The following is a 22700-nucleotide window of genomic DNA, read 5'->3' as shown; positions in this document are numbered from 1 at the left end:
CGACATATCGCCGGAATCTTCTGTCGTAATGTTTTTTCTCCTTCTCCATTTCCTTCTCCTCCTCCGGTTGCTTTCGTTAGCTGTATTCTATCACTTTGGCGTGTCTACTTTTTATACTAACTTCATAATCCAGAGAAAGTTGGTAGAAATCCGGGAAGAGTTGGTAGAATCGGCCGCCGCACCCACCCAGCCTCCACACACAATCACCGTTTTTTCAAAAACTTAACCAATCCACAGAAAAAGCCGGTATTTAAAAAGCTCCACGACGCAAATACACGTCGTGGAGCTTTTTTCAGTTTGATCAAGCCGCTTCCTCTTCTTCATCGAGCGGTTCTTTCCGGTCGACGATAACAGCGGCGGAAGCGTCACCGATAACGTTCACGGAAGTCCGGAACATGTCGAGAATACGGTCGATTCCGGCAATAAGGGCGATCCCTTCAAGCGGAAGGCCGATATTCGTGAGTACGAGCGTCAGCATGATCAGACCGGCGCCCGGTACTCCGGCTGTACCGATCGATGCGAGTGTGGCGATAAGTACAACGGTCAGAAGCTGCATCGCACTGAGATCCACTCCGTAGAACTGGGCGATAAAAATAACCGCCACCCCTTGATAAATAGCTGTTCCATCCATGTTAATCGTTGCCCCGAGCGGCAGAACGAAACTGCTTGTTCCTTTGGAAACACCAAGGTTTTCGGTCGTGTTTTTAATTGTCAACGGAAGTGTGCCGGCACTGCTTGCCGAACTGAAAGCAAAAATCGCTGCCGGCGCAATGCCTTTAATAAATGTAATCGGGTTCATTCCCCCGAGCGTTTTTACGGCGATACCGTACGTAATGACGACGTGAATAACACAGGCCACAATCATTGCAAGTATTACCTGCAGAAGCGGCAGCAGAACGCCGAGCCCGTGCGTACCGATAATCGGCGCGACAAGTCCGAATACCCCGATCGGAGCGAGCATGATCACGAGACCGGTGATTTTAAACATGACTTCCGAGAAACCTTCGAAAAAGGTCAGTACCGGCCGGGCTTTTTCTCCGACAGCGGAAATAGCAATACCGAGAAACAGAGCAAAGAAAATAATCTGCAGAATGTTTCCTTCCACGAGTGATTCAAACGGGTTCGTCGGAATAATATTCAGCAGTGTATCGACAATGCCGTCCGTTCCTTCTGTTTCCGCAGCGGATTCGTCGATGCTTTCGGCCGGGATGTCGACCCCTTCTCCCGGAGAAAAAAGAAAGCCCATTCCGAGCCCGAGAGAAATCGCGATCGCAGATGTTACCAGGTAGTAGGCAACCGTTTTACCACCCATACGGCCGACACGTTTTAAATCCCCGTGTCCGGCAACCCCGACAACGAGCGTCGCAAGAATGAGCGGAGCGATAATAAACTGAATTAAACGGAGGAAAGCATCCCCGAGCGGAGAAACAACCTCGATCGGTGGACCGACAATGGCCCCGAGAATTACCGCCAGTACAAAGGCGATAAAAATCTGCGTGAGAAAATTAATTTTCATTATGTATGGTTCCCCTTTCTTTGTATAAAATACAGCCTAACACAACTTTTTTGACGTGTAAGCATTTTTTATGCATAAAACGTCCTGCGGGAAGTATTAGTGAATGAATTCACAATCTCTGTTTTTTATTATAGCATTAAATTTACCCGGTGCCACTTTAATTTTATGATGACGGGAAGCGGTGTCCTGTAGGAAACGTGATGGAGGGGCTTCCGCGGTGTGATATTTTAAGCAGCTGCATATGTGCTCTCCAGTAAAATTAATGGGAAAATCCGCATTAATGTATGCCGGAAACGGGAAAAGGTTTGATATACTATAAAGAAGGAACAGTAATAGACGATCCGGCATGAGACATATACATAGGCTGAATAAGCGGCCTGGCCGGTCTCAGGAGGAGGCAGGAATATGAAGCTGACAGATTTAATTCTGGAAAATTTGATTCATGTGCATATGGAAGGCTTAACAAAAGAAGAAATTATCGATGAGCTGGTGGACCGGTTCGCAGAAGATGATGCCATTAATTCCAAGGTGGATTTTAAAGAAGCCATTATGCGCCGGGAAGAACAGGACTCAACCGGTATCGGCCGGGGGGTTGCTGTTCCGCACGGACAGTCGGAAGCAGTGCTGAAAACCGGGGTGGCGTTCGGTCTCGTTGCCCACGGCGTCGACTGGAACAGCCATGATGGAGAACCTGTGCAGCTGATTTTCATGGTGGCGGACACAGAAGACGATCAGGGAGAGCAGCACCTGCGGATTATGCAGATGATTGCCAAAAAACTGAAGGACGACGACTACCGCCAGCGCCTTCTCAGTGTAAAAAATAACGACGAGGCTCTCGAGCTGCTGAAAGAAATTCAGCTGTAGCCTGACAGGCACTTTCCATGTTTATGTGGAAGGTGCCTTTTAGTTGGTTCCCAAGTCCCAACTTGTTTAAAATGAGATAGTGCTTCCCTGAAATCGGGTAAAGGTTATTACAGCATTCGACCAAAAAGATTTTTGATTAAAAAGCAACTCAACCGTAAAGAAAAGAGGGATAGATATGGCTTCAAAATTTACAGAAACGGACGTTGGATGGGAACTGGAACACAGCTATACGGAACTGCCGCAGCTGTTTTATTCTATTATAGAGCCGAAACCGGTGCGTTCACCGAAACTTGTAAAGCTGAATGAAGATCTGGCTGGAGAACTCGGACTGAATATTGACGCCCTGAAAGAAGTGGAAGGCACTGCAGTGCTTGCCGGAAACGCGATGCCCCCCGGCGCGCTTCCGCTGGCACAGGCATACGCAGGACATCAGTTCGGCAATTTCACCATGCTCGGAGACGGCCGTGCACTGATGATCGGCGAGCACGTGACGCCGGACGGAAGACGCGTTGACATTCAGCTGAAAGGATCCGGGAAAACTCCCTACTCCCGTGGAGGGGACGGCCGGGCAGCGCTTGGGCCGATGCTCCGGGAATATATTATGAGTGAAGCGATGCATGCGCTCGGCGTGCGCACGAACCGCAGCCTCTCTGTCGTAACAACCGGAGAGCCGGTGTATCGGGAAAATATCGAACAGGGTGCGGTGCTCGCGCGTGTCGCTTCCAGCCATATCCGCGTCGGAACGTTTGAATTTGCACGGGGCGGCGGAAGTGAAGAGGATCTTCAAAAACTTGCAGACTATACGATCGCACGCCACTTCCCGGAAATCCAGGAAAAAGAAGACCGCTACAGCGCTATGCTGGAGGAAGTAGTGAAGCGTCAGGCAGAGCTTATTGCCGACTGGCAGCTGGTCGGATTCATTCACGGCGTAATGAATACGGACAATATGGTTCTGAGCGGAGAAACGATTGACTACGGTCCGTGTGCTTTCATGAACACGTATCATCCCGATACGTCGTTTAGTTCCATAGATGTGCGGGGCCGCTATGCCTATGCCAATCAGCGTATGATCGGCGGCTGGAACCTTGCCCGTCTGGCGGAGGCGATGCTTCCGCTGTTTCACGAGGACAGTGAAACAGCCGTAGAAATTGCCCAGGAAATTGTAGGCCGCTATACAACTTGGTTTGATAAGCACTGGCTCGACGGTATGAGAGCAAAACTAGGACTCTCCGGGGAGGAAAAAGAAGATGAGCAGCTTGTGGAAGATCTGCTTTCCATGATGAAAGACGAGAAAGCCGATTTTACGAATACGTTCCGAAGCCTCACGCTCGGCTGTCCGGAAGCAACGCCGCTTGCCGGAACGGAAGCATTCGATTCGTGGTACAAACGCTGGAAAGAACGGCTTGAGCGCCAGCAGGAATCGGAAGATGCTGTAAGAGAACGGATGAAGCAGCACAATCCATCTGTTATTCCGCGCAACCACCGGGTGGAAGAAGCATTGGAGGCAGCTGTAAAGGACAGTGACTACAGTGTAATGGACAACCTCCTTGACGTATTATCCGATCCGTATGCCTATACTGCGGAGCAGGAAGCCTACACCGAACCTCCTGCCCCGTCCACAATGCCGTACCGCACGTTCTGCGGTACGTAACAGGCAGAACTGTTCCGGCTCAGTTTTGTCTGTTGGTAAAGTATTTTTGCTTGTATAGATAGACGCTGCCCTGCTTACGCCTTCCGGGACGCTTTCCGGGCGGGCCGGGCTCAGCTAATTTCTTCCTAAGCGGATCTTCGCCTCGTCCTTGATCGCCCAGGAGTCGCCCCTGCGTCTGCAGCAGGAAAATAAAAAGAAGGTTCTTCTTCTAAAAATCGTGTTGATTCCATCCTTTCTTCCATTCACGAGAGGCTTTTTCCTCCGGAACGTCCGGCGGGGACGCCGGTGGGATAAAGCGAAGTCGGAAGATCCTTTTCCATGGCGCAGGCCATGGAAAATAGCTGATGACGAGCCCCACGGCAAGCTTCCGCCGGGGAGTGCAGGAGAAAGCTGTACGCTCAGAAGAATAATTATTCTGAAACCAAGCCTTAATCAACACTCTAGAACTGTTCCGGACTGATCCGGAACAGTTTATTTTATGCTGGGCTACTTTATCTTTTTCTTATCCAGGACGAAAAGGGTTTCCTCCTGCCGCCAGATTCGGGATAACATGTCACCTTCTTTGTTTTCGTGGAAAAACAAGGGTTTTTGTTTTATATAGAGAATAGTTTGTATAGAGCGAGAAGGAGGGAGAACGATGGCGGAATGGTATTTTGCGGACCACGAAGAAGTAAGGGGACCGTATACACCGGAAGAAATGAAAAGTCTCCGGCAGGAGGAAATAATCGGGGAAGGGACGCCGGTAAAACAGGAAGGAGATATGAACTGGTCGTTATTTTATCAGACAGATCTTTCCGCGGTACCGAACCGTCAGGCAGGTCGTGCCGGCTTTTCCAACCAGGTTAAAGGCGCGTTTTTACATACAACGGCGCGGATTAACGAAATGGTCGGGGAAAAGGGGAACATCGATCTGCAGCTGAAAGACGTCTTTTCTGCAGTAATGGAGAAGCATACGAGAGAAGAAAGAGAGCTTCTGTTTATTGCGGGAACGTCCGTCACGACGCCGCCGGAAGAGGACATTCCAACATCCTGGCCGAAGCCGTGGCTGTTTTCCCGCGTTTTTCTTGTGCTTGCTCTTACTTTTTTAATGCTGTACGTAGCTGCTTTCAGTTTTTATAATATGAACGCACTGCCTGGGCTGATTTTTATCGGTGCCTTCACTGTACCGTTTTCTCTGTTAATATTTTTCTGGGAAACAAACGCTCCGAGAAATATCAGTATCGTGGAAGTAGTAAAAATGTTTTTTGTCGGCGGGGTGGCTTCGATTGTTGCGACGCTTTTTTTCTTTTCAGTATTTCCGGTATACGAGCTGACGGTGGGAGGGGCGATCGTCGTCGGCGTGATGGAGGAAGTCGGAAAACTTGTTATCATTGCCTACTTTATTCACCAGCTGAAAGTGAAGTACATTTTGAACGGCCTGCTCATTGGGGCGGCTATCGGTGCGGGGTTTGCCGCCTTTGAATCGGCCGGATATGCGTTTAATATTGGACTCGCGTTCGGAGAGACAGCGCTCATCCAGAATATCTTTGACCGTGCCTGGCTGTCGATCGGAGGCCACGTTGTCTGGGCTGGTATTACCGGAGCCGCACTCGTACTCGTAAAAGGAGCAGGCCCGCTCGCCCAAAAACATTTGACCGATCCTGCATTTTTAAAGCTGTTTGCTGTTCCGGTCGTGCTTCATTCCCTCTGGAACATGCCGATATACTTTTTTGATTTCTTTTACTTCCGGTACCTCGTGCTTATTGTCATTGCCTGGATTTTTATTTTCACGCTCATGAACGCAGGGCTGAAACAAATATCGCGCCAGCACTCCATATAATAAAAAACAAGCAGCCCCGCAGGCACTGCTTGTTTTTTATTATTCTTCCATTTCGTCCATGTCGTCCGGGAAGGTACTCGTATCGATCACTTCTCCTGATTCTTCGTCTTCGACGTTTACTACAACTTCATAGTCGTCTGATTCTACACCGTCAAAAAGCTGATAAAACATTCCCGAGTAAGCGACAGTGAATGCAGCAAAGCCGTCAAAGCTGTCTTCAAATGTTTCCCTGTCGACGAGGAAAGTAAATTCGGAGAAATCATCGCTGCTCTGTACTTCGGAAATGGAAGGGAAATCTTCTCCGTCTTCGATTTCCTCCATGCTCGTACGGATTTCAGCAGCCATCTGTTCCAGCATTTCACTGTGGCCTTGTTCGGTCATCGTGTATGTAGCCGATCCGTCATCATGCACTTCGACGTCAAGAATCGTATCATCCTCTTCTGCCGAGGCTTCCAGCTCTTCCGGTTCCATGTCTGTTTCTTCCATAAAATCGGCCGGGAAGGTAACTGTTCGTTCTTCACTTTCCGAGGCTTTATCTTCGTCAGCCGGTGCCGGCTCATTTTCGTCGTTGCCAATTTCTCCTTCGTTATTGCTGCCAGTTCCGTTATTTTCTATCTGATTATTTTCCGTGTTTTCTTCGCTGCCGCCGCACGCTGTTGCAGCAAGCAGTCCGGCAGCTGCAACACTTGTGAATATGTATTTGCGCATGATCTAACCCTCCCTGTTTTTGCGTTCCTGTATACTTTAACACGCGGAAAATCGCGAAGAAAGCAAAAGCAGATTAACAGAACAGTAAGCCGGGAAACCATGCCGGCCGCCTTGAAAACAGCTCGTTTAAGAGATGGACATAACGCTGCGGCACGCTCAGCGGAACTTACCCGAGGGATTGTGCCCGACTATTTTGGCGGGAGAACCGTCCGTCAAAATGGATTCTCGAACGCTGATCCTCCGGGTGTCCCCGCCTTCGCTGCACAGCGTAAAACAGGTTCATTTCTCATGGTGCAGGTTTTAACTGTGTCCATGTCTCTGTTAAAGCTCCGGACTCTTACGTAAATATCGGGAAATCAAGCTGTTTTTTCTATTAAAACCGAATGGATCGAAGAAATTCCATATAATAAACCCCGTTCTACCGGTAATTTCAACAGGAGTACCTGATGAAACAAATCAACAGAGAAGGATCTTCCCTTTCCTTTTATACGAATCAAGCTCTGTGTTGTGCTTGAAAGTCGCATGTGGCAGTCCTTTCTTCAAGCGCCAGCGAACATAACTTTTTATTAAAAATAAAGGGTCTGTTATTACATAATTATGTAAAAATAATGAGTATTTAATTAATGACGTTTGAATCATTCGTAAAAAAGGAATTATAATAAAAAGCGGCAAAAGGAGGCCGAATAACGATGAAAATTGCATTCGGAGCCATTGTTATCGTTTTCTTTCTGGTTCAGATGTTCACGAGAACTTATCCTTTCGGCGGGATGCTGCAGACAGGTTTAGATTTACTGGCCATCGTCCTTCTTGCTGTGGTTGCTACAATAGGTCTAGGGTATCTGGCTGACAGAGTCCTCGGAAAAGCAGCTCCTCCACCACGTAAAAACGAACCTCCAAAGGACTTGAAAGGCAGTCTGCCATAACTTTTTAATAAGCTCTGCGATTGTCCGGCATAAAGCGCCGGATATTTTTTGTGGAAAAAGTACATAGCTGTTTCATGTATGAATTTCTATTCTTTAAAATTGATAGAGAAATGAAGCGGCTTTTTTTTCATCAATTCGATACAGATGATTATCCGGCAGTGGAAACATGCAGGGACAGTATATCTAATTATTTCTGCCTGCGGGGAGAGTTGACTTTACAGGGAAGAAAAGGTAAGAATAAAAAAAGTACAAAAAATGAGGAGTGGATGATATGCGTATGCAGGAAGAAAGACTCGAAAAAATAAAAGAAGCGAAAGTGACAGCAGTAATTCGTACCGAAACAATGGAAACGGGGGAAAAGACTTCTGACGCCTGTTTGCAGGGAGGGATTTCATCCATTGAAGTCACCTGGACCACCCCGGAAGCAGGAGAGCTTGTAAAGAAGCTTAATGAAAAGAAAACAGATAAAGTAATTATTGGAGCTGGATCTATCTTAGATGGAGAGATGGCCAAAGAAGCAGTGGAATCCGGGGCAGAATACATTGTAGGACCTAATTTCAGCAGAGAAGTATGCGATATAGCAATGAAGCAGGAAATCCCTTATTTACCCGGATGTATGACAATTAATGAAATGCTTGTTGCAGAAAAATACGGGGCCTCGATCATTAAACTGTTTCCCGGAAATCACTTTGGACCTTCATTTGTTAAAGCGGTAAAGGCTCCTATTCCTCACCTTTCTATTATGCCTACCGGTGGTGTAAGTCTGGAAAATATTGAAGACTGGTTTGAGGCTGGGGTCACAGCTGTAGGTATCGGCGGGGAAATCAACCGGGCAGGAGAACAGCAGGATTATGAGAAAGTCAAGCAGCTGGCAGAGGCTTATATGGAAGCGGCAGAAAAAAAATAATCAAAAAAGGGTTGATAAATGTATTCGCTTTCATATATACTTTTGATAAATCGATTTAGTAAACCGATTTATCAAAAGGGGGGAGCGAATATAAAAAAACCTACCTTACAGGATGTGGCCAATTTCGCCGAAGTTTCCAAAAGTACCGTTTCCCAGTATTTGAATGGAAGATTTACGTATATGGGAGCAGAAACCAGAAGGAGAATCGAAGCGGCCGTCCAGGAGTTAAATTATCAGCCGAATGCCATTGCAAGAAGCCTGAAACAGAAAAAGACCACTACGATTGGAGTAGTTATTGCGAATATTCTCCATCGGTTTTCTACTCAGACATCGCGTGCGATTGAAGATTTTTGTCATGAAAAAGGATACCACGTTATTTTATGCAATGCCGATGATGATCCTGAAAAAGAAAAGAAATATATAGAAATGCTGAAAGCAAAACAAGTGGATGGCTTTATTATTTTTCCGACGACGCACAACCGGGAAATTTATGAAAGTCTATTAAATGAAAATTATCCACTTGTTTTTATGGACCGTATTGTGGAAGCGCTATCAGTACCGACTGTAGTCGTTAAGAATCTGGAGGCTATGGAAGAAGTTGTTCAGCATTTAAGTGAGGAAGGAATCCGGGATATGGCCTATGTGAGTTCAGAACTGACCATCAGCCCCCGGACAGAGCGTTATGAAGGTTTTGTAAATGCTTTAAAAAGGCGTGGCATTCCGATGAACGACCGCTGGGTTTATACAGGGAAACTGGAAGGAGTGGGAAATTTCCTCGAAAACATGTTTTCTGAGCTGGAAAAACCGGAAGCAATCATTGCGAGCAATGATTTGAGTTTGATGAAAATTCTTCCGTTTTTGAAAAGAGCCTATCATGGAATACCGGAAAATCTGGCGCTGTTAACTTTTGATGAAGTGGAATTCGCGGAATTTTTCGATCCAGCCATTACGACTGTGGAACAGCCGGCTTTTGAAATGGGAAAAAAGGCAGCGGAGCTGTTAATGGAGCAGATTGAACAAAAAGGAAGCCTGAGCACACAGAAAGCTGAATACAGATTTACAGCCCGACTGAATGTCAGAGAGTCATCCATTAAAAGAAAAAAGGAGAGAATCTAATGAAAAAATATATGATGTCAATTAGTGTACTTGCTGGTGCTGCTTTAATTACAGCGTGCGGGAACAACGCAGCAGAAGAGGGTAATCCAGGAGAAGAAACGAACGACGCTCCGGAAAATGCCGCGGAGGAAAACAACGCTTCAGCAGACGGAGAAAGCATGAATTTAATTGCCGCTACTCAACTCGATTCCGACAGTCCTTTTACCGTAGGGTTTGAACGATTCAAAGAAGTAATTGAAGAAGAAACGGACGGAGAGATTACTGTAGAGATTCATACAGACGGATCGCTCGGAGGTAACGAAGATGAACTGGTTCAGAACATGGAAACAGGATCGGTCGATCTCGTTGTAGCTTCTCCAGGGTTTATGGCGCAGGCAACGAATGTCGTCGACTTTTTCGCCATGCCATATCTCTTCGAAAGCAATGAGCACTGGGAGTCTGTTGTAGACGGCGATATCGGGGACCTCGTATTTGATCAGGTGGAAGAGAACACGAGCTTTAAGATGCTTGGCTACTGGTCTGCCGGTGTACGTAACTATTATGGTTTTGATCCGATCGAATCTCCGGATGACCTGCAGAACGTGCAGATCCGTACGCAGGACTCTCCGGTTGTGACGAACACATGGGAAACACTTGGTGCCAATCCGACAAGTGTAGCATGGGACGAAATGTACCAGGCTCTGCAGAACAGAGTAATTGATGCTTCCGAAAATGATTTCACTAATATTTACCAGGCAAGTCATCACGAAGTAACAACAAACATTTCCCTGACGGAGCATGACTACACGACGCGTATGTTCTTTACTTCTGACGAAATTTACAGCAGCCTTTCTGAGGAACAGCAGCAGGCTTTCGATACAGCGGCAGAAGAGGCAACAATTGCAGCAAGAGAATCTGACAGAGAGCTTGCGGAAGAATCCCTGGATCTTCTGGAAGAAGATGGTATGGAAGTAAATGATGTTGATCAGGAACCGTTTATTGAAATGACGGAAAGTGTCCGTGAAGAAGCAGCAGAATCCCTGGACATGACAGAGGAACTGGAAGAAGTAGAGTCGATGAGGGAGAGTGAATAAAGGGCTTAAAGCAAGCCCTTTTTTTCTTTCTATTCTTCTGGAAGGAATACGAAAGGTGGATAAATGAATGAAAAAAGTCATTGATATTATCGAAAACATATTTTTGAAATTGGCTGCCCTTTTTTTCCTTGTCTTTATTGCCTGTGTCATTCTTCAGGTTGCTTCCCGCTACATTCCCGGTATCAGAGTGCTCTGGGCAGGAGAACTGGCTACCTATGCCTTTATCTGGATGATTTTTATCGGAGCTGCCGTCATGGTCCGGGAAAAGGGGCATTTCACCGTCGGGCTTGTCGTGGATAACGTGAAAGGTCTGCCGCTGCTTCTCGTACAGTCGTTAACGCATGTGCTCATTATGGCTTTCGGTCTCGTAATGATTATTGACGGCTATGGATTAACGGTTCAGTTCTGGGGCTGGTCGCTGAATAATCTTCCGGAAATACGCCAGGGCTATGCGTGGATGGCCATCCCGGTCGGAGGCGCAGCGATGATTTTGTTTGCTCTCCAGAACTGGTGGGAGGATTATGCGAAATTCAGGGATAAACGGAAGGAGGCTGCAGCATGACGGGGTTATTTCTAGTACTCCTTTTTATTTCTCTTATGGTCCTTGGGGTTCCTATTGCATTTGTTATTGGGATTGTCAGCTATGTAGGCTTTTTCATACTGGATGCGATTCCGCTGCAGGCAGTGGTCCAGCAGATGTTCGGTGGGCTGGAATCGTTTATTCTTCTTGCGGTGCCTCTGTTTATTTTGGCAGCCAATATTATGAACCAGGGGAAAATATCTGAGAAGCTGATCAATTTTGCTATCTCACTCGTCGGACATATCCGGGGTGGTCTCGCCCAGGCGAATATTGTCGTTTCCATGTTTTTCGGAGGGATTTCAGGGGCTTCCACTGCTGATACGGCGGGAGTCGGAAAAATTCTTATCCCGAGTATGATTAAGGAAAATTACAGCCGGGGGACTGCAGCCGCTGTGACTGCTTCTTCCTCTACGATGGGGATGATTATCCCACCGAGTATTCCGATGGTTATTTATGGAAGTATCGCCGGTGTTTCCGTCGGCCGTATGTTTCTGGGCGGCGTCATACCCGGGCTTACTATTGGCGCTTCATTAATGGCGTTAGTAGGTTTTATTTCCTACCGCCATAACTACCCGAAGCACGAAAGAGTTAAATTTAAAGAGATTGTTAAGCTTGGTCTGAAAACTATTCCTCCGCTGCTGACCCCTATTATCATTCTCGGGGGTATAGTAGGAGGGTACGTAACACCGACAGAAGCAGCTGTTATTGCCTGTATTTATGCGTTCATTCTGTCTTTCTTTGTCTACCGTACGATCAAACTGGCTGATATGCCGGATATCGTGTACGATACGCTGAAGCTGAGTTCTCTCACGTTATTTGCTCTGGCAACAGCGACTTCGCTGGGAAGACTGATCAGCTATTACAATGTTCCGGGAATTATTGCAGGCTTCTTTGAAAACTCGCTTCCTTATGACTGGATGTTCCTTATTGCTGTAATTTTGATGTTTTTGTTCGTTGGAATGTTTATGGACACGGTGCCTTCGATTATTCTCTTCGTCCCAATCGTGCTGCCTACAGCAATGACCCTCGGACTGGATCCGGTTCATTTTGGGGTGTTGATTCTTGTATGTCTGGCAGTAGGACTTGTAACGCCTCCGTACGGTCTGTGTCTGCTTCTGGCAAGTAAAATTGCAGATCTGCCGATTGGAAAATCATTTTATTCCACGATTCCTTATATCGGTGCCATTTTAGTAGTTATACTGATTATGGCATTTTTCCCACAGCTGTTTATGTGGTTCCCTAATTTGTTTGATGTGTAAAAGAGTCAGACAGACAGCTGGCTGTTATAAACAATACCAGAGTAATAACGAAGGAGCGTAAACAAATGTGTGATGTAATTACGATTGGTGATGCAATGATTACGATGAATCCAAAATCAAAAGGCCCGATGAGATTTTCCAATGAATTCGAGCGGAAAACTGGCGGAGCGGAACTGAATCTGGCCGTGGGCTGTGCACGTCTCGGATTGGAAACGTCCTGGATCAGCCGTGTCGGGGACGATGAATTCGGTCAGCATATTATTAATTATATGCGGGGAGAGGGCATTGAGACGAAAAATGTAAAAAAAGAAAAAGCATATAATACACCGGTCAACTTTAAAGAAATCCGGGAAGACGGTTCTGGAAGTACATTTTACTACCGTTTCCCGTCTCCGACTGAAACAATTACAGCGGAAGACATTCAGTCCTCGAATATAAAGAACGCAAAAATTTTATATTTATCGGGTGTATATCCATCGCTCCGAAAAGAAAATGTAGCTCTCGTACATGAAGCTGTTAAAACAGCTGAAAAATACGGAGTCAAGATCGCTCTGGATCCAAATATCCGCTTGAAGCTCTGGTCGAAGGAAGAAGCTAAAAAAGCTCTGCTTGATCTTCTTCCACACGTTCATATTGTTATGAGCGGAGCAGAAGAAGCTGACATTTTATTTGGAGAACAGACTGTAGAGGAGCATATCGAGTCATTCAAAAGCTTTGGAATCGAAAAAATTGCTGTGAAAAAAGGAGCGGATGGCGCATCAGGAGCTTCTTCCGAAGAAGGGACTGTGGATGCTTCTCCTGCTGCCGTTACAAAGGTCGTGGATACAGTGGGAGCGGGGGATGGCTTCAATGCCGGTTTTTTATACGGAGAGCTCAAAGGGTGGAAACTGGAAAAAACCTTAAAGTTCGCTAATCAGATAGGGAGCATGGTCGTCGCCGTTTCCGGCGATAATGAAGGTCTTCCTTATTTGGAGGAAGTGGAACAGGCCCTCGGTTATAAAGAAAAAATTGAAAGGTAGGGATGAACGTTGAATTTTCAGTTGGCCCTTGACCGTCTAAGCAGGGAAGAATGCCGGCACATTCTAAACGAAACAGCACATTATATTGACTGGATAGAAATCGGAACAGGTGTGATCAAGGAATACGGCATGGCTTTTGTTAAAGAAATCCGCACAGCTTATCCGGATAAGACAATAGTGGCTGACATGAAAACATGCGATGCAGCAGAGCATGAAACAAAACAGGCGCTGCAGGCCGGTGCGGATATCACCACAGTCATGGCTTTCAGTCATAACCAGACGATCCAAAAAGCACTGGAGGCAGCAGAGAAAGAAGGGGGAGAAATCATGGTGGATCTTTTAAATGCTCCCCCGGAAAGAATCGCGGAGCTGGACGAACTTGGTGTGACGCTTGTTTCCCTGCATATCGGCAAAGATCAGCAGGCAGAGAAAATGGTCGGGAGTGATGATTTCATCCCACTTCAGCCTTTCCCCGGAATAAAAGTAGCGGCCGCTGGGGGAATTAATGCAGAGTCAGTTAAGAATCTGCGTGAAGTGAATCCTTATACAGTTATTGTAGGCAGTGCAGTAACAAAAGCCCATAACCCGTCAGAAGCTGCCAGAGCCGTCAGGGAGGCGATCGACAAATGAAAAAAACAGTAGAAACAGTAGTTAAAGAGGTAGATCAGGTATTGAAAAGCTCTCTTGAAGGAAATGACTTCGATGAGCTGGCAGGACGGATCAAAAAAGCAAAGAGGCTTTTTATTGCCGGCGAAGGCCGGTCCGGGCTGGTAGGAAAGATGATTGCTATGCGCCTTATGCATGGAGGATATGAAGTATACGTCACCGGAGAAACAATTACTCCGAGTATCACTGATGGAGATCTGCTGATGGTCCTTTCCGGCTCTGGGAAGACAGGGAATCTTGTGGCCATGGCAGAAACAGCCGGGAAAACCGGAGCGCAGATTGTCAGCTTTACAACCGACAGTACGTCATCTGCTGCCGAAAAGAGTGACCAGGTAATTACCATTCCTGCCGCCACTAAGTACCGAAGAGCAGAAGAGCCAAAAACGATTCAGCCTCTTGGTAATCAATTTGATCAAAGTCTTCACCTGCTGCTCGATGCTTTTATCATTTACCTGGAAGGCAGCAATGGCGAAAACAGTGATTGGAAAAACCGGCACGCTAATTTGGAATAGGGTTACAGAGTGGATGGCTTTTAAATCTATTAAGTAAACAGGAAAGAAACAAGGTACACTCCTAACTAAAAAGGGTATAGCATAGCTATATTCACTTCCCGCAACAGGGAGAGGAGGAGAACGTACAATGTTGAACCAGTTTACATCACGTATTACAGATATTATCGTGCAGGCAGGGAGGCTGCCCGGCTATAAAGTGCATCCGTTTGAAACGTATCATTACCTTAAACGGTTTGTGCCGGATAAGCATCACCTTACGCATGCCAAAGAAATTTATGATATTGATCCAGCCAGGCTGGATAAAGTGGCGGATAAAATCATTAAAAAGCATCTGCAGCGTTTTGCCGCAACCGGTGCGGCTGTCGGCGCTCCCGGCGGTCCCGTGGCCATGTTCGGCGGGGCAGTGGTCGATATTGAGGAGTATATACGACGGATGTTCCTGCTCACTCAGGAACTCGGACACGTGTACGGCGTAGTGCCGAATCCACTGACTTACGAAGAGTCCCGCTCTCCGGACGATTATTTTAAAGCAGTACAGCCGGAACTTCTCAACACCATGCTTGTTTCTCTTGGAGGTGACGGAGAAATTGCGACACTGAAAGCAGTAGGGACAGAAGAAGAAAAACGCGAGCGCGAAAAGCTGGATGAGGAGCTTCTTTACCAGGTAGCTGTGAAAATCGCCGAATTCGTTGGAAGAAAGCAGCTGAAAAAGCACGCTACAAAAATGCTCGGGCGTTCCGTTCCGCTCGTAGGCGGCGGTATTAACGGCACGCTGAACTACTACTATTTGAATAAGCTCGGAAAAAACATGAAAAAGCACCTTCGTGAAGAGCACGATGAGGTGCGGAAATATTTCAGCAAGCAGCAGGTGTGAAAAAATCCCCCTAAATATTTGGGGGATTTTTTCGTTCGAAAAAGCTTCTGGAATAAGGACCGTAACGAATTACAACAAATGACCTAGTGGTATAGACCTCTTTACTTACCTTAAAGGTCGTGCTATCTTGGAGTTTATAATGTAAGCGGTTTCCTTAACTGGCGGAAGAAACCTTTTCCCCCGACCGCTGATGAAAAAGTCCTACATAGTGTACGGGCGCTTCAAAATCATTTATACGAGGAGGAAAAGAGATGAAAAAAGTGAAAAAGTCGATTGGTATAACGGCTCTGGCATTCAGCATGGCTTCAGCGGGCATGATTTCCGGGGCGGGTATCTCTGCAGTTCAGGCAGAAACCGAAGAAGGGCTGCAGGACGTGATTCTCTTTCAGAACATTCCTGAAGCGGAAGCTTTATTTAACGGAGAAGAGCTGGAGCTTGGAGCAGTTAATGTGTATGCAGACGGAGCGTTTACACTTGTGTCCGAAGACTTAACGTGGGAATCCTCGAACGAAAATGTTGCTGAAGTGGCTGAAGACGGGACAGTAACCATGACGGGTCAGCCGGGTCGGTCTTTCATCAGTGTGAGCAGCGGAGAATACACGGACCGTATCGCCGTTGATTTTAAACCGGAAACAAACCGTGGGGGAGGCGGGAAGCCGGAGAAAGTCCCGCAGATCGTTAAAGGAGAAGACGAGCGTTATGACGTCATTTCCCACGCGGTTGACGAAATGTCTACCGAAGAAAAAATCGGCCAGATGCTTATGCCGGATTTTCGTAATTGGGACGGAGAAGGTGTAACAGAAATGCTTCCGGAAATTGAGAAGCTTGTAGAGGAGTACCATCTCGGCGGAGTTATTTTGTTTGCTGAAAATGTAGTAACAACTGAACAGACCGCGGAGCTTGTGGCAGACTACCAGGAAGCGGCGGATAAATTCGGACTGTTAATGACGATCGATCAGGAAGGCGGTATCGTTACCCGGCTGCAGTCGGGGACGGATTTCCCGGGAAATATGGCGCTCGGAGCCGCGGGATCGGAGGAGCTCGCTTATGATACCGGCTTTGCAATCGGCTCAGAACTGGAGTCGCTCGGAATCAATATGAACCTGGCTCCTGTCCTTGACGTCAATAACAATCCGGATAACCCGGTTATCGGTGTACGTTCATTCAGTGAAGATCCGGATCTGACAGGAAGCCTCGGCGTATCTTATACGGAAGGGCTGCAGGACACAGGAGTTGCTGCAACAGCTAAACACTTCCCGGGTCACGGGGATACGGATGTCGATTCCCACCTTGGGCTGCCGGAAGTTCCCCATGATCTTGACCGGCTGCTGGAAGTCGAACTGAATCCTTTTCAGCAGGCGATGGATGCAGATATTGACGCTATAATGACGGCCCACGTCACGTTTCCACAAATAGACGATACACAGGTGATTTCCGAACAGACGGGTGAAGAAATAGCTCTTCCGGCAACTCTTTCCCGCACTGTGCTGACGGAGTTGATGAGAGAGCAGATGGAATATGAAGGCCTGATTATAACCGATGCCATGAACATGCAGGCGATCAGTGACCACTTCGGACCGGTGGACGCCGCCGTGCGTACTGTTGAAGCAGGGTCAGATATTGTACTTATGCCGGTAGGGCTGGAAGAAGTAGCGGAAGGTCTGATGGATGCTGTAGAAGACGGAACGATTACTGAGGAACGGCTGGAAGCATCCGTCGAACGCATTTTAACGCTGAAAGTAAACCGCGGTATCATTAAGGAAGAAACACCTCAGTCCACAGAAGAGAAAATTGCCAATGCCCAAAATGTTGTCGGAGCAGAAGCCCATCAGGACAAAGAGCGGGAAGTTGCGGAAGAGGCTGTAACGCTCGTGAAAAATGAAGAGGTGCTGCCGCTTGCTGCCGACAGCAGTGAAAGCATCGTTGTTCTAGGAAACAGCTATATCGAAACACTCGGCGAAGCTGTACAGGAATACCGGCCGGATGCAGATGTTATTGCTGCTGCTTCCATCGGGGACCTCTCGGAAAACGACTGGGAGCTTATCCGGGAGGCGGATAAAGTGATTGCAGGAACGATGACCGCGACGGTTGCCCAAAGAGATGCTTCCAGTGATCAGATGGCGATGATCAGAGAAATTTCTGAAGAAACGGAAGGGGAGGTTATTGCTCTTGGTATCCGCAACCCATATGACATCATGGCCTATGATGCATACGTGGATGCCTACCTTGCACAATACGGCTTCCGGACGGCCAGCTTTGAAGCTTCGGCGGCTGCGATCTTTGGACAAAACTCTCCATCAGGTAAGCTTCCGGTAACTATACCGGACGAAGAAGGCGGCACACTTTATGAGTTTGGTCACGGTCTGAGTTACGAATAGTATAAAAACAACCGTATGCGGATCTACGCATGCGGTTGTTTTTTGTTGACACGTGACGTTATAACGCCGGTGGTAACTGCGGCGAGAATGATGCCAAGGAAGGCGCCTGCCAGCGAATCGGTTGGAAAGTGAACACCGACGTACAGCCGGGTATACGCAAAAATAACCGCCAGCGGAATTGCCCAGTAACGGGCAGAAGGGAAAAAATACAGCAGAACATACATGGCTGCAAACGATGTTGCGGCATGTGTCGAAGGAAACGATGGTGATATTGGAAGCTCGACAAGCTGGCGTGCGTTCTCCTCCGAGAGCGGTGGCCGGGGCCGGTCCACAAGGAAAGCGACAGCATTGCGTATTAAAAACGTTACGGCTAGACTGCTGATCAGCGTTACCGCGGGTATAACCGAGCCGATTTTTCTTCGGAAAACAAACAGCACTACAGCGATAACCCACCAAAAAAAAGCGTGTTCACTGATCATGGTAAGAAAAACCATCACCGGATCGAGCCACCCGGCTGTCCATTCCTGGTTTAACAGCTGGAAAACCTGGCGATCGGTCTGCAAAAGAGTTTTCATAGGCGGAAGCCCTCCTTTCAAAAAAAGTCGATGGCTTTTATTATGCGTGAACAGCGGAGAAAAAGAAAGTTAGAAGAAAAAGCAGGAGATGTTCCATAAAAGATGGAGTCCGGATTTGCATGGATCAAACCCTACCCGTTCTGACAGGGTTTTAAAAACTGGGTCTGGCTCCACTCGTGCTTTTCAGGCTGTCTCTCTAACCCTTTTGAGACAGCCTCCTTGAAAATAGCTCGTTTTGTAATGGAAATAACGCTGCTCCACTTTCAGCGGGGCTTATCCAAGGGCTTGTTCTCGACTAATTTTGGCGGGAAAACCGTCCGCCAAAATGGATTCTCCAACGGCGCTGATCCTCTGGGGGTCCCCGCCTTCGCTCCACAGCGTTAGAGATATTTATTTTTCATAGGGCAGTTTAAACTGCATGAATATTTCTGTTAAAGCTCCGGGTTCTTACGTAAGAAAGAGAAGACGCTTCTCTGGTGATTCGTTTCAGCAGGTACACTTTTTGGAAATACAGAGAGAACAGGTTTTATTAGATGCAAGACATTTGATCAGTCTGGTATTAACGGAAAAAAGCAGTTTGACTTCCCTATGTTTATCTAAGAGCCAGGTTCCGTGTTGTTTTGAAAGTAGCTGGGAGGATCTTCGTACTTTCGCAGGCGCTCCGCTTTGGTATTGGATTGATGAAATAAAGAACCGTGCCCATGAAAAGCAGAACTTTTCTTTTTTTACCAGGCGCCGGCGAACTTTAACATAGCGTGTAGGAAAGACAGGGGGAATTTCTGCATTCTTCTTAAAAAAAGCGTGGTTCCACCCTCAAAAAATTCAGTGAGGCTTCGTGTTTAAACAATGCTATGGCGGGAAACATATAATCAGTGAAAGATTTTAGAGGAGGAATGCAAAATGGCAACTCAGGCAGTTGGAGCTTATAATAATGAACAAGAATTGGAAAAGGAACTTGATCGTCTGAAACAGCAGGGGCACCGTGAAGAAAACATGACGGTCGTTGCAAGTGAAGAAAAAATTCCAAACCTTTTTGCGAATAAAAGTGCCGGCAGTATTAAAATAGAAAAAATCGATACAGCACCCGGTGGAAACAGCCGGTTTGTTGCTAAACTGAAAGATGCGATCAACGCTGAAGACGAGAAGGACCGTAAAGATAAAAATGAGAATGCATTAAAAGAACACGGCTTAACGCAGGGAGAAGCTGAAAAATACCGTCACCATGTAGAAGAGGACAAGATCGTTCTTCTGCTGGAAGATGTGCCGGAACATTCTTCCGATCAGGCCGGAGATAAGGTAAGTTCCACCGGTAAAGAAAAGGAAAATATTCAAGAGCGCTCTCCACAGGAAGACATGCAGAAAGTACAGGAAGAACAGCAGTATCATAAGCACGCGACCGGTGAAGCGGAAGACGCTGTCAAACCGTCCGACGAAGATCCGAAGACAGGTGAGAGAAAGTAAACCTGGTAAAGACGTTGTATAAACGAGATTTATTCAAAAGAGGAGCCGGCCCGCAGGCCGGCTCCTCTTTTTGCTGTGACGTTATTAATAAGCACTGATCATCGAAGGTACAAATAGTATAGGCTGTTGGAACGAAATCATACTCTGTAAGTTTAATCTGGCCTGAGGGGGGAAAGGAACCTGTAGCATACGCACGGCAGAACAACATATGAGTCATGAATTTTATGAGGAGGAATGGAAATGAGTGTCAGCATCGTTGGTGTTTTTGAGCAGGAAAAACATCTTAAAGAAGAAGTGCAGCTTCTGAAGAATCAGGGTTACCCTCTCAGCAGTGTGACCGTCATAGCAGGAAAAGAAGATCACCCAGCACTTTATTCTGAAAATATTGCACCAGGTGTGCAAATAGAAAAACTTCCTACCCGGCCGCAGGACGACAATGCCGTAATGGCCGTCCTCAAAAGCGCGTTCAATACAGATGAGGAAGACGAGCGAAAAGAGGACAGTGAGCAGACCTTTAAGCGGATGGGTCTCAGTAACGATGATGCCGTGAAATTCAGGGAAGCGATCGACCAGGGGAAAATGGTGCTTTTATTATCCAAATACAAAAAAAGGGACCGGGAGCCTGGTTTAAAAGAAGATATACGGCCTATTACCCCTTTAAATGAACGCGCCCCTGCACCGGAGGAAATAAACGAAAAATCCCACACCGCTCAGGCGGCCAGTGACAAAGTTACAGCGCCGGACCGGGAAGGAGAACAGCAGGAGGACGAGATGACATACGACCGCCGCACCACGTTAGCCGATATGGAACGAATCCACGAAAAACAGCAGCCAGTTCAGAAAACGGAGGAAACAGAAGTGAAGAAAAAATCAACGGAAGAACCACGCCAGGCAAAAGAAAAAATCATTGAGAAAAAGGAAGTAACAGCCGAAGAGCGGGAAGCTCCGGCAGTGGAAACGGAACAGGTGGAAGCTGAAAAACGGGTAAAGGCAGAGGAAAGAGTTGAAGCAGAAGCTTCCAGAGATACGAAAGAACACCGGCTGGACCATGAAGAAGAAAAAGCCCTCCAGCTTCGGGAAGAGCAGTTGGATGTTACGAAAACGGAAACACAAAAAGGCGAAGTCGGCGTTCAAAAGCGCGTCGTGGAAGAAGAAAAAACGATTAAAGTTCCTGTCCGCCGGGAAGAAGTGTACGTAGAAAAACGTCCGGTTCAGGATAAAGAGGCCGTGTCTTCTGAAAATGCAGCGGGTGAAACGTCCGATACAGCATTTAAGGAAGAGTCGGAGGAAATTCGTATTCCTATCCGTGAAGAGGAAATAGAAATTTCCAAAAAGCCCGTTGTAACAGAAGAAGTCGTTGTAGGTAAAAAAGTGTATGAAGATACGGAAGAAAAAGTGGAAAAAGTGAAAAAGGAAGAAGCGAAAATTGATGAAAAAGGGGTCGTGGAAGGACGGACGAACATCCGCGGCAAAGAAGAAGAATAACGTTCAGCGTGCCGCAGCTGAACGTAAAGACCCGGGCTGTCTCCGTTTGAAGGAGGCAGCTTTTGTCTGCAGAATAAAGAAAACGAATACGGGCAGACAGCCGGAGGAGATTTTCCAGGGATTTGGTTTATCGATTCGTATTCAGGGAAAAAAAGAAGTATCTGACACGTTATAAAATTATGATGCAGGAGGAATTCGATATGACAAAAGTAATTGGAACATTTCAGGAGAAAAGCGATGTTATACAAATGGTCGATAAATTAAAAAAAGAAGGGACCGATGTGAGGGACATTACGGTTCTTATGCCGGAAGAAGGCAACCGGACCGTGACGGATGATGATATCGTGCATGGAGTCGGTATCGAACGGCTTGCAACAAAAGACATTCAGGACAGCAGCTTGATTTCCAAAATGAAAAGTGTCTTCAACACAAAAGACGAAAAAGAGCGGCGGGAAGATAAGGAAGACCGTATTCAGGAGCTCGGGCTGAGTGACGAAGACGCAGAGAAACTGAGGCAGGATATTGATAAAAACAAGAGCTATGTCGTAATTACCCATACAGCAGAAGAACAGGCTGAAGCGGAAAAAGAAGGGGAAGCCAAAGCCGACGAAGAAAATAAGGAAAAAACTGAAAAGTCGGCGGCAGAAGAAAAAGAAGAAATGAAAAATAAAAAAGATCAGGGGCCGGGAGTCGTAGATGAAGCGCCTCCTACTCCGGAAGCTGTGGAATCCCATGATAACCGGGGAGAAGAAATAAAAGAAAAAGAAGAAGTGCTGGACAAAAACCAGCAGAAACTTACAGACCGTGACAAAAACGCAAGAGAATGAGCCGGCTGAAAAGAGCAGCGACTGTTACCGATAAAGCTTCACACGAAAAAATCCTGTCAGGAAAGAACTGACAGGATTTTTTCGTGGTGGATTGTCAGACTTGGTATTCAGAGGAACTGCTCTCCGGCCCCCTAATTGCTTCAGGTAAATAAAAACGCGCTTCTTAACCCTTGAACCGGCCAAAGATAATGAACCGGCGGCAAGAAAAGAGAGCTTCGTCCGTAAATGCAGCTATGTCCTCATCCAATGGTAGAATTCCAGGAGAATGTGGGAGTAATAACTTCTTATTTGGTAGTATTATCTTTATTTGGTAGAAAAAAGATGGTAATTGGAAGAATTGCAGAGAGCAGCTGGAACTATTTGTGCCTCTGTCAATAAAGTAGACAAAAGTCTATCAACTTTTTTCGCTCTACGATCCCGTTTTTCCTTTTCTGCCGGGCCCGGTTCCCCTCATCCGGCCTCTGCCCTGATAGAAGGGGGGATCTCT

21 protein-coding genes are annotated in these 22700 nt (G+C 46.8%); 18 read left to right on the top strand and 3 right to left on the bottom strand.

The window, feature by feature from the left end:
- Positions 1–301: 301 nt before the first annotated feature.
- A complete protein-coding gene (locus C6Y45_RS15580) occupies positions 302–1516 on the bottom strand; it encodes a dicarboxylate/amino acid:cation symporter (RefSeq protein WP_107586145.1) in 1215 nt (404 codons plus the stop codon).
- A 405-nt stretch (positions 1517–1921) separates the two neighbouring features.
- On the opposite strand from C6Y45_RS15580, the gene C6Y45_RS15575 reads away from it, so the two are divergent.
- The 4 genes from C6Y45_RS15575 (at position 1922) to C6Y45_RS15560 (ending at position 5850) form a co-directional block, all read left to right on the top strand.
- Complete coding sequence (locus C6Y45_RS15575; protein ID WP_107586144.1) at positions 1922–2380, top strand: PTS sugar transporter subunit IIA; 459 nt, start codon at positions 1922–1924, stop codon at positions 2378–2380.
- A gap of 175 nt (positions 2381–2555) precedes the next feature.
- A complete protein-coding gene (locus C6Y45_RS15570) occupies positions 2556–4031 on the top strand; it encodes a protein adenylyltransferase SelO (RefSeq protein WP_107586143.1) in 1476 nt (491 codons plus the stop codon).
- Between the two features lie 148 nt (positions 4032–4179).
- Positions 4180–4491 carry a hypothetical protein gene (locus C6Y45_RS17685; protein ID WP_107586142.1) on the top strand — a complete coding sequence of 104 codons (312 nt, stop codon included), beginning with the start codon at positions 4180–4182 and terminating at the stop codon, positions 4489–4491.
- 177 nt (positions 4492–4668) lie between these two features.
- The gene (locus tag C6Y45_RS15560) at positions 4669–5850 is read left to right on the top strand and encodes a PrsW family glutamic-type intramembrane protease (protein ID WP_107586141.1); all 1182 of its coding nucleotides are present in this window, start codon (positions 4669–4671) and stop codon (positions 5848–5850) included.
- A gap of 39 nt (positions 5851–5889) precedes the next feature.
- Here C6Y45_RS15560 and C6Y45_RS15555 read toward each other — a convergent pair whose 3' ends face one another.
- Positions 5890–6558: a hypothetical protein gene (locus C6Y45_RS15555; protein ID WP_107586140.1), complete on the bottom strand. Its 669-nt coding sequence runs from the start codon at positions 6556–6558 to the stop codon at positions 5890–5892.
- Between the two features lie 689 nt (positions 6559–7247).
- On the opposite strand from C6Y45_RS15555, the gene C6Y45_RS15550 reads away from it, so the two are divergent.
- From C6Y45_RS15550 to C6Y45_RS15500, 11 genes are all read left to right on the top strand, one after another.
- On the top strand, positions 7248–7481 hold the full coding sequence (locus C6Y45_RS15550; protein WP_107586139.1) for a hypothetical protein: 234 nt from the start codon (positions 7248–7250) through the stop codon (positions 7479–7481).
- Between the two features lie 271 nt (positions 7482–7752).
- Positions 7753–8388, top strand: a complete 636-nt coding sequence (locus C6Y45_RS15545; protein WP_245922680.1) for a bifunctional 2-keto-4-hydroxyglutarate aldolase/2-keto-3-deoxy-6-phosphogluconate aldolase — start codon at positions 7753–7755, stop codon at positions 8386–8388.
- Positions 8389–8478: 90 nt separating this feature from the next.
- Positions 8479–9504, top strand: a complete 1026-nt coding sequence (locus C6Y45_RS15540) for a LacI family DNA-binding transcriptional regulator (protein ID WP_425427876.1) — start codon at positions 8479–8481, stop codon at positions 9502–9504.
- Positions 9504–10577: a TRAP transporter substrate-binding protein gene (locus tag C6Y45_RS15535; protein ID WP_107586137.1), complete on the top strand. Its 1074-nt coding sequence runs from the start codon at positions 9504–9506 to the stop codon at positions 10575–10577. Before C6Y45_RS15540 ends, C6Y45_RS15535 begins: the two co-directional genes overlap by 1 nt.
- Positions 10578–10644: 67 nt before the next feature.
- Positions 10645–11139 (top strand): TRAP transporter small permease, encoded by a 495-nt coding sequence (locus tag C6Y45_RS15530; RefSeq protein WP_107586136.1) that lies wholly within the window; start codon positions 10645–10647, stop codon positions 11137–11139.
- Positions 11136–12416 carry a TRAP transporter large permease gene (locus C6Y45_RS15525; protein ID WP_107586135.1) on the top strand — a complete coding sequence of 427 codons (1281 nt, stop codon included), beginning with the start codon at positions 11136–11138 and terminating at the stop codon, positions 12414–12416. The genes C6Y45_RS15530 and C6Y45_RS15525 overlap by 4 nt, the downstream gene beginning before the upstream one ends.
- 65 nt (positions 12417–12481) lie before the next feature.
- Complete coding sequence (locus tag C6Y45_RS15520; protein WP_107586134.1) at positions 12482–13435, top strand: sugar kinase; 954 nt, start codon at positions 12482–12484, stop codon at positions 13433–13435.
- A gap of 9 nt (positions 13436–13444) precedes the next feature.
- Positions 13445–14065, top strand: a complete 621-nt coding sequence (hxlA, locus tag C6Y45_RS15515) for a 3-hexulose-6-phosphate synthase (RefSeq protein WP_107586133.1) — start codon at positions 13445–13447, stop codon at positions 14063–14065.
- Entirely contained in the window at positions 14062–14613 is a 552-nt protein-coding gene (hxlB, locus tag C6Y45_RS15510; protein WP_107586132.1) for a 6-phospho-3-hexuloisomerase, read from the top strand. Before hxlA ends, hxlB begins: the two co-directional genes overlap by 4 nt.
- Before the next feature lie 127 nt (positions 14614–14740).
- Positions 14741–15487, top strand: a complete 747-nt coding sequence (locus tag C6Y45_RS15505; protein WP_107586131.1) for a hypothetical protein — start codon at positions 14741–14743, stop codon at positions 15485–15487.
- Positions 15488–15786: 299 nt separating this feature from the next.
- Positions 15787–17865, top strand: a complete 2079-nt coding sequence (locus tag C6Y45_RS15500) for a glycoside hydrolase family 3 protein (RefSeq protein WP_425427875.1) — start codon at positions 15787–15789, stop codon at positions 17863–17865.
- A 23-nt stretch (positions 17866–17888) separates the two neighbouring features.
- Here the strand turns inward: C6Y45_RS15500 and C6Y45_RS15495 are convergent, their stop codons facing one another.
- Positions 17889–18440 carry a phosphatase PAP2 family protein gene (locus C6Y45_RS15495; protein ID WP_107586129.1) on the bottom strand — a complete coding sequence of 184 codons (552 nt, stop codon included), beginning with the start codon at positions 18438–18440 and terminating at the stop codon, positions 17889–17891.
- Positions 18441–19340: 900 nt separating this feature from the next.
- Here C6Y45_RS15495 and C6Y45_RS15490 point away from each other — a divergent pair.
- From C6Y45_RS15490 to C6Y45_RS15480, 3 genes are all read left to right on the top strand, one after another.
- Positions 19341–19901: a general stress protein gene (locus C6Y45_RS15490; protein ID WP_107586128.1), complete on the top strand. Its 561-nt coding sequence runs from the start codon at positions 19341–19343 to the stop codon at positions 19899–19901.
- Between the two features lie 240 nt (positions 19902–20141).
- A complete protein-coding gene (locus tag C6Y45_RS15485; protein ID WP_160058437.1) occupies positions 20142–21386 on the top strand; it encodes a YsnF/AvaK domain-containing protein in 1245 nt (414 codons plus the stop codon).
- 200 nt (positions 21387–21586) lie between these two features.
- The gene (locus C6Y45_RS15480; RefSeq protein ID WP_160058435.1) at positions 21587–22213 is read left to right on the top strand and encodes a general stress protein; all 627 of its coding nucleotides are present in this window, start codon (positions 21587–21589) and stop codon (positions 22211–22213) included.
- Positions 22214–22700 lie beyond the last annotated feature (487 nt).

Origin of the sequence: Alkalicoccus saliphilus (assembly GCF_003044065.1) — a bacterium.
Taxonomy (GTDB): domain Bacteria; phylum Bacillota; class Bacilli; order Bacillales; family Salisediminibacteriaceae; genus Alkalicoccus; species Alkalicoccus saliphilus.
This window is presented reverse-complemented; position numbering and strand designations above follow the sequence as displayed.